This window comes from Pseudomonas sp. H9 (assembly GCF_004353925.1).
Classification (GTDB): Bacteria; Pseudomonadota; Gammaproteobacteria; order Pseudomonadales; family Pseudomonadaceae; genus Aquipseudomonas.
In genome coordinates this window covers 1-11,289 of record NZ_SMOK01000037.1, presented here as the reverse complement: position 1 = coordinate 11,289, position 11,289 = coordinate 1, and the positions used below count along the sequence as shown (strand labels likewise).

The following is an 11,289-nucleotide window of genomic DNA, read 5'->3' as shown; positions in this document are numbered from 1 at the left end:
GTGTGCTGCTTTAAGCGGGCCCCCGGTGGGAGCGGGCCTTGCCCCGCGATCGGCTGCGCAGCAGCCGTGAAAACTGCGGATTGCAGGGTAACTGACACACCGAGATAACTGGATTTGCTGGCGCTTCGCGCCAGATCGCGGGGCAAAGCCCGCTCCCACCCAAGGCGCCAAAATCCATTAAAAACCCGGCGTGGGTGCTGGGTTGAATAGCCGCAACCCTGGCTGGCTGAAACGAATCCGGCCTTTGATGCCTTGCGCGGTGTGCTGCTTTAAGTGGGCCCCCGGTGGGAGCGGGCCTTGCCCCGCGATCGGCTGCGCAGCAGCCGTGAAAACTGCGGATTGCAGGGTAACTGACACACCGAGACAACTGGATTTGCTGGCGCTTCGCGCCAGATCGCGGGGCAAAGCCCGTTCCCACCCGGGGCGCGCAAACCCATTAAAAACCCGGCGAGGGTGCCGGGTTGAGTATTCGAGTTACTTAGCTTTTTTTGCCGAGGTTTTCGCGGCTTTTTTCCAGCTTGTCGCACGCTTGCTGGATCATCTCTTCAGTAATAGTGATTTCTTTGCCATTTTGGTCAATAACCGAGCCACCGACGGGCGCCTGCGGATTGGGCGCAGTTTTCGGCTGGGTGTTGCCGTGTTGCAAGCTCATTTCCTGTCTCCTCATCAGGTTGCAAGCTCAGACTAGAATCGCTGGGTGACCGAACTATGACAGCGCTTTCGGTGCTTACCGTACGATTTGTTCCAGTCCAACAGAAAGCTGAGTAAACCTCCAGTGGTACTTTAGATCGAAACGGTCTAGTAGTGAGTGAAGCGGGACTTAATGGGCGCCGAGGTAAGGTTTTTATACCGACGACCTGTATTCCTCAGGGTTCCTTGGCGTAGGACGAGCGGTAAGGTGTAGGCTGGGTAAAAACCGCTGACAATTGGTCTTTCCATGCTCAACCGCTTTTCCCCTCGCCAGCGCAAGGCGCTGCAACTGAGCTGGCACTTCATTCGCCCCTACCGCAAACAGGTGCTGCTGGCGTTGCTGGCGCTGGTCGTCACGGCGGGCATCACTTTGTCGATGGGGCAAGGCATCCGGCTGTTGGTCGACCAGGGTTTCATGACCCGTTCTGCGCATTTGCTCAACCAGTCGATCGGCTTGTTCCTGATGCTGGTGTTGGCCCTGGCGATTGGCACCTTCAGCCGTTTCTACCTGGTGTCGTGGATTGGCGAGCGCTGTGTGGCCGATATCCGTCAGCAGGTGTTCGATCATTTGATCTTCCTGCACCCTGGCTTCTTCGAAAGTAATCGCAGCTCGGAAATCCAGTCGCGGCTAACGGCTGATACCACGTTGCTGCAATCGGTAATCGGTTCGTCACTGTCGATGTTCCTGCGCAATGCCCTGATGGTACTGGGCGGTATCGTTCTGCTGTTTGTTACCAACCCCAAACTCACCAGCATTGTGGTGCTGGCCTTGCCGCTGGTGTTGGCGCCGATTCTGATTTTCGGCCGCCGGGTGCGCAGCTTGTCGCGCCAGAGCCAGGATCGGGTGGCCGACGTCGGCAGCTATGTGGCTGAAACCCTGGGGCAGATCAAAACGGTGCAGGCTTACAATCATCAGGCCAGCGATCAGCAGCACTTTGGCCGCACGGTGGAAGCGGCCTTCACGGTGGCGCGCAAACGCATCCTGCAGCGCGCTTGGTTGATTACTCTGGTGATCGTGCTGGTGCTCGGGGCGGTGGGTGTCATGCTCTGGGTCGGCGGTATGGACGTGATTGCCGGGCGCATTTCCGCAGGTGAACTGGCGGCCTTTGTGTTCTACAGCCTGATTGTCGGCAGCGCCTTCGGCACCCTCAGTGAAGTGATTGGCGAGTTGCAACGCGCCGCCGGTGCGGCCGAGCGTATTGCCGAGCTGTTGGCTGCGCGCAGTGAAATCACCGCGCCTGCCCACGGCCTGGAGCGCTCGGCGCCACGGGTCAGTGGTCGGCTTGAGCTGTGCAACGTACATTTCGCTTATCCGTCACGGCCTGAGCCAGCGGCGATAGATGGCTTGAGCCTGAGCGTTGAGCCGGGGGAGACCCTGGCCCTGGTGGGGCCTTCGGGGGCAGGAAAGTCAACACTGTTCGATTTGCTGCTGCGCTTGTATGACCCCCAGCAAGGCCAGATTCGGCTCGACGGCCAAGACCTAAAATGCCTCGATCCGCAAGATCTGCGCCGGCACTTTGCATTAGTGGCACAGAACCCTGCGCTGTTCTTTGGCACCGTCGAAGAAAACATCCGCTATGGTCGGGCCGATGCCAGCATGGCCCAGATTGAGGCCGCCGCTCGCAGTGCGCACGCCCATGAGTTCATTCTGCAGTTGCCCCACGGCTATCAGACTCACCTGGGCGATGCCGGGCTGGGCCTGTCCGGTGGTCAGCGCCAACGCCTGGCCATCGCCCGCGCCTTGCTGGTGGATGCGCCGATCCTGTTGCTGGACGAAGCTACCAGTGCCCTCGATGCCCAGAGTGAGCACTTGATTCAGCAGGCGCTGCCAACCTTGATGAGCGGACGCACCACCTTGGTCATCGCTCACCGCCTGGCCACGGTTCAGCATGCCGACCGCATTGCCGTGATCGATCAGGGGCGCCTGGTGGCGATCGGTACGCATCGCCAGTTGATCGCCCAGAGCCCACTGTATGCGCGGCTGGCAGCCTTGCAATTCAACAACGTTACGGAAATGTGACAGGGTTCCATGTGCTGTCACATTTCTGTAGCAATCCCTTGAGACTATCTCCCTCAGCTGTTGCGTAATGCTCGAACTTGGCTGCTATCGACCGATGGCAGCTTTTTTTTCGCCTGTAACGGCTGCCAGTGAACAAGGACAGGGACGTCTTTGCCTGGTCGATGCCGTGTGGCGTCGTTCCCTTTTTCCTTGTTCCGGGACTTCTTCCGATGTTGCGTAAATCCCTCAGAGTGCAAATTCTCGCGTTACTCGGTGGCAGCCTGTTGGCGATACTGATGATCGCGCTGGTCTGCTTTCAACTGTTGTCGTCCAGCGTGCGCGGTTATGGGCAATTGATCGATGGGCCGGTGCGCGCTTCGCAGTTGATTGATGAGGCTAACCTGCAATTCAAAGTCCAGGTTCAGGAGTGGAAGAATGTCCTGTTGCGCGGCAAGCAGCCGGCCGAACTGGACAAGTACTGGCAGCAGTTTTTGGCACGGGAACAGCAGGTGCAGGGCCTGCTCGATCAGCTGATTCAGGGCAGTGACACAACGCTCAAAGCGCGGGCCAAGCAACTCAAAGAAAGCCACCTGCAACTGGGACAGGCGTATGAGCGCGGGCGTCAGGCGTTTCTTGCGGCAGGCGCGGATCCGGTTGTGGGTGATCAGGCGGTCAAAGGGGTCGACCGTGCTGCCAGTGAGCAGATGAGTGAGCTGGTCAACCAATTGCGTGACGATGCCCACGCCCGTGCTGAGGCCATCAATCAGTCGGCGCAGCGTATTGTCTGGCTGGGACTGCTGGTGATGTTCGGCTCGGCTTTGCTGGTCGGTCTGTTCAGCCTCTGGTTGGTCAACCGCAGCTTGATCGAGCCGATTCGAGGCTTGATCGAGTATGTCGCGCAGTTAAGCCAGGGGCGCTTCGAGGCGCGGGTTGCGACTGATCGCCATGATGAACTGGGGCGTCTGGCCGTGGCGGCCAATACCCTGCGTGATTTCCTCGCCGATACCATTGCCCGTCTGCAGAACAACGCGGGGGAACTGGAAACTGCCAGCGGAGAATTGCGCAGCATTGCCGGCAGTATGGCGCGTGGTACCGATGATCAGTTTCAGCGCACTGATCAGGTCGCTACGGCGATGCATGAGATGTCTGCTACTGCCCAGGAAGTGGCGCGCCACGCAGCTGAAGCCGCGCGGGCGGCCGATGACGCCGATCACAGTGCTCAGGCGGGTGAGCAGGTGATGCAAGACACCATCAGCATCATTGCCTCGGTCAACCAGGAGATTGCTGGCACCGCGGCGGTTATTCGCCACCTGGAAGCCGACAGTGCCAGGATTGGCAAAGTGCTGGAGGTGATTCGCGGGATCGCCGAGCAAACTAATCTGCTGGCCCTCAACGCGGCTATCGAGGCAGCGCGGGCCGGGGAGGCCGGGCGTGGCTTTGCCGTGGTTGCCGATGAAGTGCGCAGCCTGGCTCAGCGTACGGCGGCCTCGATTGCGGAGATCAATCAGATCATCAGTGCCGTGCAGTCCGGTGCACTGGAAGCGGTCAAGGCCATTGACAGCGGGCAGCAGCGCAGCGAGGAGGGCGCCGAGCAAGTGCAGCGCGCCGGGCAGATGCTGCAACGCATCACCCTGGCTGTTGAGGCGATTCGCGACATGAACCGGCAGATCGCCACCGCCGCCGAAGAGCAGACCAGTGTGGCGGAAGATATTTCCCGAAACCTGGTGGAAATCACCCGGATTGCCACCGCCAACCAGCAAGCGGTACAGCATACCGAGCAGGCTGGGCATCGACTGCATGGGTTGTCGGGGCAGTTGGGTGAAGTCACTGCACGACTAAGCGCTTGAAGTGAGGGGGATTTCCGCCACCGATCAGGCTGCGAACAGGCTGATGTGGCGGAATGTCGCCAAAAAAACCGCTAAAGATGGGGTGCGACGACACGTCCTAGCTATTAGCCGTTGGTCTTGTAGAAGTTGGCCTGCTTTGTGCTTAAAGGCGGGCAGGCCCAGGCCATGCAAGCACCCGACGGCAAGTTCTCGTGACCATCGTCAGGGTGACGACCGTTCCCGATCCATCGAACAACCCCAGCCGCCAACCAAAGCCCGTACGTCCAGGCCGTTTGCCTGAGTGTCGAGCCCCGCTAAGCTTTGGTATGCGCGAGCCACAACAAGAAACAGGGCGTGCACAACGGGATGAGCGGTCATTGCCAATTACTTCACCTCAATTGGATTGAACTATGAAAAAAATCCTGCTGGCACTCCTATGCCTGAGTGTCATCGGTTGCTCCAAGCCCAACGAGCCCGAAAAAACTGTCGATGTGCTGCTGATCGGTGGCGGCATCATGAGTGCCAGCCTCGGCACTTACCTCAATGAGCTGGAGCCCACCTGGTCGATCGACATCTACGAGCGCCTGGACAAGGTCGCCGAAGAAAGCTCCAACGCCTGGAACAACGCCGGTACCGGTCACTCTGCGTTCTGCGAGCTGAACTACACCAGCGAAGGTGCCGACGGCAAAATTGATATCAGCAAAGCGGTTGGGGTCAACGAGCAGTTCGAAATCTCCAAGCAGTTCTGGGCCTACCAGGTCGAGCAGAATGTGCTGAGCAATCCGAAGTCGTTCATCAATAATGTGCCGCACATGAGCTTCGTCTGGGGCGACAAGAACGTCGAATTCCTCAAGAAGCGTCATGAAGCCCTGCAGCACAGCTCGCTGTTCCGCGGCATGGAATACTCTGAAGACCATGCGCAGATCCAGAAGTGGGTGCCGATCGTGATGGAAGGCCGCGCTGCCGACCAGAAGATCGCCGCCACCCGTATGGCGATCGGCACGGACGTCAACTTCGGTGAAATTACCCGTCAGCTGATTGCCTCGCTGACCAAGCACGACAACGTCAAGCTGCATGTTCAGCACGAAGTGCGCGATATCGTGCGCAACGCTGACAACACCTGGACCGTGGTCGTGGCTGACCTGGCCAACAACGGTGTCGAGCGCAGTGTGAAGGCCAAGTTCGTCTTCATCGGTGCCGGTGGTGGCGCCCTGAAACTGCTGCAGAAGTCCGGCATTCCTGAAGCTGAAGGCTATGCTGGCTTCCCGGTTGGCGGTCAGTTCCTGATGACCGACAACCAGGACATCGTAGCTCGTCACAAGGCCAAGCTGTACGGCAAGGCATCGGTGGGTGCACCGCCCATGTCGGTTCCTCACCTGGACACCCGTGTGATCGACGGCAAGGAAGTGCTGCTGTTCGGCCCATTCGCGACTTTCTCGACCAAGTTCCTGAAGAACGGTTCGCTGCTGGACATGTTCGCTGCGCTGACCACTCACAACATCATGCCGATGACCCATGCCGGTATCGACAACATCGACTTGAGCACTTACCTGATGGGTCAGTTGATGCTGAGCTTCGACGACCGTATGGAGGCGCTGCGTGAGTACTTCCCGAACGCCAAGAACGAAGACTGGAAACTGCTGCAAGCCGGCCAGCGTGTGCAAGTGATCAAGAAAGATCCGGTGCACGGCGGCGTGTTGCAATTCGGTACTGAAGTGGTTGCTGCTCAAGACGGCACCATCGCCGCGCTGCTGGGTGCATCGCCAGGTGCATCGACCGCCGCGCCGATCATGCTCAGTGTGCTGGAGAAAACCTTCAAGGATCGTATCAAGACCCCTGAGTGGCAGGCCAAACTGAAGGAAATCGTTCCGACCTATGGCCAGAAGCTCAACAACAATCTTGAGCTGACCAACAAGACCCGTGAGTGGAGCAGCTCGCGTCTGGGCTTGCTGTATGTTCCGGTATTGCCGGAGGAAGCGGCAGCAGTACAGGCAGAGCCTGCGCTGTAACGCCTGATTCGGTAAAACATCGCGGGGCAAGCCCGCTCCCACAGTGGGAGCGGGCTTGCCCCGCGTTCATTTCTGCATCAATGACGCTTTTTGCGGTGATCATCCGCCAGGTTGTTACCCAGGGCGCCACCGGCGGCACCACCCAGGCCGGCGCCGATGGTCGAGCCGGTTTTACCACCCAGCTTGCCGCCGACCAGCGAACCACCCGCTGAACCCAGACCGCCACCAATGGCTGCCTTGGTCTTGTTGCCGTTTTTCGCGGCCATGGCGCTACCGGCCGCACCGCCAACGCCAGCACCAATTGCAGCACCAGTGCTGCCGCCGAGCTGTTGCCCGACTACGTTACCCAATGCACCGCCCAGGCCGCCGCCCAAGGCAGTCTGGCCGTCACCAGCCATGGCGCCTTGTGCACACAGCAGGCTCAGAGTCAGGGTGGCAAGCGACTTACGCATTTTGTTTCAACCTCTAGGTTTAAAAGGCGCGCATTCTGCTTGCCATGTTGCAGTTGTGCAATGCTGGCCATTGTTACTTCGGTGGGAGCGGCGGTGCGGCGACCCGACGTGCCCCGCGATCGCGGCCTGTCAGTCACATCGCATCGTAGGGCAAGCGTGTTCCCAAAACAAAAAGCCCGCACAAGGGCGGGCTTTTTGGTGAGTAAGTTGGAGAGGCATCGTTCGAACCTGATCAGTATGATCATGATTTTAAAGGATATTTAGAAAACTTTTCACGATTGGCATACAGGTTGGCATACAGGGAATTGATCGATTCTGGATCACTAGTGAGACGTCGCCAAGTGAGCATTTATAGTAGGGCCGCCTGCATCCAGAAATTCGATTGAGAATGGACATTGGTTCTTGAATTCCTGATCAGATCGATGCCGAACCTCGCCTGTGCATCGCTTATCGAGACCGATACTGGTCGTTCATCTGGCCTGGAAGGTGTATTAAAGCAATGATTTGTGATGTTTAATCAAGAGGTTATTTACTTTGACGCCAGTGCTGAATCTAGACTTTATAAATTTTTTTTGAATAGGGGTTAATTTATCCGTGTTGGGGATGAATTGAGTTAGCCAGTTTTGCCATTCGCAAACATGAATTGCAGACTTTACAAAAAGCTCTCTATCATTGTGGGTGTGGTGCGGTGTTAGATTAATTGTTTCGCCTTTAGTATATTCCGTAAGGTTATTTTCATTGGATTGAAAAATATTGCCGATACCTTGCTCGAAGTCGAGACTATGCTTTTTTACATATTCAGTTTTATAGTCGTCGTCCAGGCCTTCTATGAGTCCGCCGCGAAACATTGGTTGGAAAATAAAAGTCCCTTTCTCTTTAAGTGGTTTTCGAAGTAGGGGAGACATTATCCGCTCTCTACCCTTGACAAAAGTGCAGCGTACCCGTTCGTGATCAGGCTCTAAATGCATGTTTGTCGGGTATGGGAATCCTAATCGTCTTGATAGGAGGAACATGAAAGAAATATTAGTAATGTATATGTTGTTAACTATTAACACGAATACGCTTGGGGTTAGGGCGAAAGATAATGTATCGATACCCCCGAGGTTGAGCTTGCTATTGGTGCTGTTGGATTTTTCAACTATCAACATGCGGTCGTATTGGCCGATTCGTGTGTTGATATGATAGTTTGGGTCCACATTGGCATAGTTTTTATCCAGTTGGTTCATGCCTAGCCACAAACCTATTCTGACTTTGTCAAGCCAGTCTAAAAGAGTGGATATGTTTTCTGTCAATACTGGTTCTTCGTTCAGTACTTTTAGAAGAATTGGTTTTACATTTCCTTCCAGCTCTGCGTATTTGTTGTTGCAGGTATCGCATGCGGGAAATGTAAATTGATCGAAGGCATATTTTCGATCCTTAAAGCCGTCTTCATGGTGCTTAATGAAGCCCAAAAAAGCTTCCCTGTTCGGGTTTCCTGTCAGCTCGATGAGCCATTGGGGTATTACATGCTCTTTTGTTTTGTTGCTTGGCTTTTCTCCGCAGAAGATGCATGTTTTGGCCAATTTTTATTTCTCGTGTTGGAATGTTTAAGTTGTTCGGTAATGGTTGTTTGTAGGTGATTACTGGTGCTAAACAGCTTTCTGTTCTTCATTTGGGTGTGGCTTTTTTTAAGGCTTTTCTGGTTCCATGTAAGTGATTTCATTTGCTGAGGATAATAGTTTTGAGTTTATCTTTATTCCGTCTGAGTTGATTTTGTAATACCAAATAGAATCTTTGTCTTTTCGGAATGCACATGCGCGCTCGGATTTTGAGTCCTGTGTAATTTCGATCCAGTGGCATCTCTCGATAAAGATTTGCGAAAGCTTTACTCCGTCAGTTTGCCCCTTTTGAAAGGAGCTAAAAGATAGGAATATTATATATGTCAAAATGAGAGTTCCAGTTGGTATTAAAGAACAGCAAAAGCTGAAGATTGGCTTTGTTTGGTTGTAAGGTTCTATGAGCGACTGAGAACCTTTGATTAGCAGGAAAATCAAAAGCGCGGTGGTAATCACACCGAAGAAGGTGGTTATGAACCAGAAGGCGTAGATTAAGTGATTGTAGAATATTTCGAATGTTATCAGTCCGCCGTCATAAAATATTTTATCAATCGAGGGTTGGCTGAACTCTGGGTTTACCCCAAAGGATCGCATGAATGAATTGTTTTGGCTCACTCCTGCGGCATAAATGCAGCCAGTTAATAGTAAAGCGCTGCTGATGGGTTCAATTACTTTCATGATGAGTCCCAATCTGTATGACGTTTATGCCATAGCTGAAATTCTCCAGCTTATCCGTCTTCGTTTCAGTGACGGAGATCTTTAGGTTGTCTCGTATTGCAACAACCGAACGCTCATCTTCGAGTTCTTTGATTTGCTTCGATTTTTCCTTGGCTGCATTCACAACTTTCTTGAGGAGTGATGATGTTTCGGCAGGTTTGAATTTGTCATTAAACATGCTGTCTGCAGCGTCATTTTTATGCTTTATACTTAATATTTCTGTTGTGTCTGTTTTCTGAAGATGTGCTATTTCCGCAGCGTCAACTTGACCTGTCATGATCAGAAAGGCTAGCACACCTGCTAAAATTTGTGGTAGTGGTTCAATGCCTTGAAGTAGAGGGATTTTGCACCACATATCACCAGGCGACATGAATTCGGCTTGGCACGTAACGGAAAGTTTGTTGCTGGTTATGCTTTTTTCGATTAATGCTGAAAGCGCCTTTGGATCGATATCTTTGTTTTCCAATAGCGCGTTAAGTAGAGCCTCGGAGAGCGAGACGTTCTGAAAGAGCTTTCCAATTGCCAGTGCATTGATTGCATGTTTTGTTTTTATTTTGTTAGAGAAGTAAAGCGACTCTCCGTCAGTGAAGAAAGGATAGATAAGATGGTAGATTTTCTCGCGGTGCGGAGTTAGTTTCGTTACTGTTTGTTGGCCTCTGGTTGCTTTTCTTACCGGGCCAGGAAGTTCGCTTGGTGGGATGGATGGTCCCCAGGTTACTTTTTTTCTAAATTGGTATTTTAATACTACTCTGTCTCGCTCAGTTTGCCTGACACCCTCAGGTGCGACGAATTTGATCGGCTCTTTATCAATATAGGGAGTGCTGTCGCTGCACATGCCAAAGCTATAGCCACCATCCTCGTTTTTTGTGACGATGAGGTCGCCGACTTTAATTTCGTTGGCGAAGCGCTTGATTTGATTAAGAAGCGAATGTCCGGAGCGATTTAAACTTTTAGTTTCCTTTCCATCTTTGTCAATTTTAAATTCGTAGTAATCGGGATTTTTATGAAGTTGAGTGCGAATTTCTTCTTCAGAAGGAATGGTTGTTGGTAAGCCATCTTTGTAAATGTCTTCCAGGTGCTTAATTGCAATGACACCACCCTTCCTAAAGTGACGCGCATATTTTCCCGAGCTGGCTCTGATGAACCAGATATTTTGAGTGTCATTTAGAATTGCGATTTTTATGTTGTCTAACATCACTCAAATCCCTTTAGGTGAAAGGTATTTCGGGTTTATGGTTGTCTGTATGCAGCTTGTACAGATCCGGTTCGTTGGCTCGCAGGGTGCAAGCCTGCTCAGGCTTCCTCAAGCTCGCTGAGGAATTTTTTTTGAATGATGCACTAGTTGAAACCAATAGTCGTCCCTGGTTTTCAAAATGCCACTACGGAAACAGCCTGCGGTGCAGGGATTCGCAGGGTGGTTATGGTCGTTGTTTTCACCTAGCGCACCAGAGTTTACTTTCCTTAGACTTACTGAAGGGCTGCAGGAAAACTAACCTATTTAGCTTGCAGGTGTGGTGGGGGGACAACTGCGCGCACCAGGATGAAACGAACCCCGGCGAGGGCGGTTACTCGATGTCGGACGGGAATCGGTTCACCGACGACTTTTCCAGTTTTCGGGGTCTTTTTGCCAAGCCGCCAGCTCAGATGTTCTCCAAGCCATTCGACCAGCGCTGATCTGGACTGAGTTCGGGAAACGCCCGGCTTTCATCTCTCGCCAAAGGGTCGTTCGCGAAAATGAGGTAAACAGCAGCACCTCAGATACTCGTATGAATCGATCCAGCTCATTCATGATAGGTACTCCTCGTGTCTAGTCCTGAAATAGGTTTACACCTGTTCAGGTAGGCCGATAGGCCTCAAAACGCCCGATGCACAGCATCGGGCGTTTTGTTTTTCAGGGCCATATGGGGCCGTTCTGTGTTGTATATCTGCACTGCCTCGTCAACCATCTGCCTTGCTTGCTCAAGATCTTCAGGGCTGCTCAACAGCAGCTCCATCTTGAGG

10 protein-coding genes and 1 pseudogene are annotated in these 11,289 nt (G+C 53.4%); 4 read left to right on the top strand and 7 right to left on the bottom strand.

All coding sequences use genetic code 11. The features are described from left to right. Positions 1-478 precede the first annotated feature (478 nt). Positions 479-652: a PA1571 family protein gene (locus tag E1573_RS26790; RefSeq protein ID WP_165957378.1), complete on the bottom strand. Its 174-nt coding sequence runs from the start codon at positions 650-652 to the stop codon at positions 479-481. Positions 653-937: 285 nt separating this feature from the next. Here E1573_RS26790 and E1573_RS22840 point away from each other — a divergent pair, with 285 nt between their 5' ends. The 4 genes and pseudogenes from E1573_RS22840 to mqo all read left to right on the top strand — a co-directional run bounded on the left by E1573_RS22840 (position 938) and on the right by mqo (position 6,524). After that, positions 938-2,710 (top strand): ABC transporter transmembrane domain-containing protein, encoded by a 1,773-nt coding sequence (locus tag E1573_RS22840; RefSeq protein WP_133216815.1) that lies wholly within the window; start codon positions 938-940, stop codon positions 2,708-2,710. 161 nt (positions 2,711-2,871) lie between these two features. Then, positions 2,872-3,603: pseudogene (locus tag E1573_RS27355) on the top strand (methyl-accepting chemotaxis protein); the annotation flags it as partial. A gap of 165 nt (positions 3,604-3,768) precedes the next feature. Next, complete coding sequence (locus E1573_RS27350; protein WP_371925214.1) at positions 3,769-4,536, top strand: methyl-accepting chemotaxis protein; 768 nt, start codon at positions 3,769-3,771, stop codon at positions 4,534-4,536. Positions 4,537-4,925: 389 nt separating this feature from the next. Continuing rightward, entirely contained in the window at positions 4,926-6,524 is a 1,599-nt protein-coding gene (gene mqo / locus E1573_RS22830) for a malate dehydrogenase (quinone) (RefSeq protein WP_133216813.1), read from the top strand. 77 nt (positions 6,525-6,601) lie between these two features. Here mqo and E1573_RS22825 read toward each other — a convergent pair whose 3' ends face one another. From E1573_RS22825 to E1573_RS22800, 6 genes are all read right to left on the bottom strand, one after another. Then, on the bottom strand, positions 6,602-6,976 hold the full coding sequence (locus tag E1573_RS22825; RefSeq protein WP_133216812.1) for a glycine zipper domain-containing protein: 375 nt from the start codon (positions 6,974-6,976) through the stop codon (positions 6,602-6,604). Positions 6,977-7,467: 491 nt separating this feature from the next. Beyond that, positions 7,468-8,538: a hypothetical protein gene (locus E1573_RS22820; protein ID WP_133216811.1), complete on the bottom strand. Its 1,071-nt coding sequence runs from the start codon at positions 8,536-8,538 to the stop codon at positions 7,468-7,470. A 105-nt stretch (positions 8,539-8,643) separates the two neighbouring features. Next, positions 8,644-9,249 (bottom strand): hypothetical protein, encoded by a 606-nt coding sequence (locus E1573_RS22815; protein WP_133216810.1) that lies wholly within the window; start codon positions 9,247-9,249, stop codon positions 8,644-8,646. Beyond that, entirely contained in the window at positions 9,236-10,483 is a 1,248-nt protein-coding gene (locus E1573_RS22810; RefSeq protein ID WP_133216809.1) for a hypothetical protein, read from the bottom strand. The genes E1573_RS22815 and E1573_RS22810 overlap by 14 nt, the downstream gene beginning before the upstream one ends. A 396-nt stretch (positions 10,484-10,879) precedes the next feature. Continuing rightward, positions 10,880-11,077: an AlpA family transcriptional regulator gene (locus E1573_RS22805; RefSeq protein ID WP_133216808.1), complete on the bottom strand. Its 198-nt coding sequence runs from the start codon at positions 11,075-11,077 to the stop codon at positions 10,880-10,882. 64 nt (positions 11,078-11,141) lie between these two features. Continuing rightward, a partial coding sequence (locus tag E1573_RS22800) for an integrase core domain-containing protein (RefSeq protein WP_165957342.1) occupies positions 11,142-11,289 on the bottom strand: 148 nt, incomplete at its 5' end.

Coding starts and splice junctions, on each gene's coding strand:
- E1573_RS22825 (WP_133216812.1), bottom strand. CDS start 6,976: ATGCGTAAGTCGCTTGCCACCCTGACTCTGAGCCTGCTGTGTGCACAA.
- E1573_RS22815 (WP_133216810.1), bottom strand. CDS start 9,249: ATGAAAGTAATTGAACCCATCAGCAGCGCTTTACTATTAACTGGCTGC.
- E1573_RS22805 (WP_133216808.1), bottom strand. CDS start 11,077: ATGAATGAGCTGGATCGATTCATACGAGTATCTGAGGTGCTGCTGTTT.
- E1573_RS27350 (WP_371925214.1), top strand. CDS start 3,769: ATGGCGCGTGGTACCGATGATCAGTTTCAGCGCACTGATCAGGTCGCT.
- E1573_RS22810 (WP_133216809.1), bottom strand. CDS start 10,483: ATGTTAGACAACATAAAAATCGCAATTCTAAATGACACTCAAAATATC.
- E1573_RS26790 (WP_165957378.1), bottom strand. CDS start 652: ATGAGCTTGCAACACGGCAACACCCAGCCGAAAACTGCGCCCAATCCG.
- E1573_RS22840 (WP_133216815.1), top strand. CDS start 938: ATGCTCAACCGCTTTTCCCCTCGCCAGCGCAAGGCGCTGCAACTGAGC.
- mqo (WP_133216813.1), top strand. CDS start 4,926: ATGAAAAAAATCCTGCTGGCACTCCTATGCCTGAGTGTCATCGGTTGC.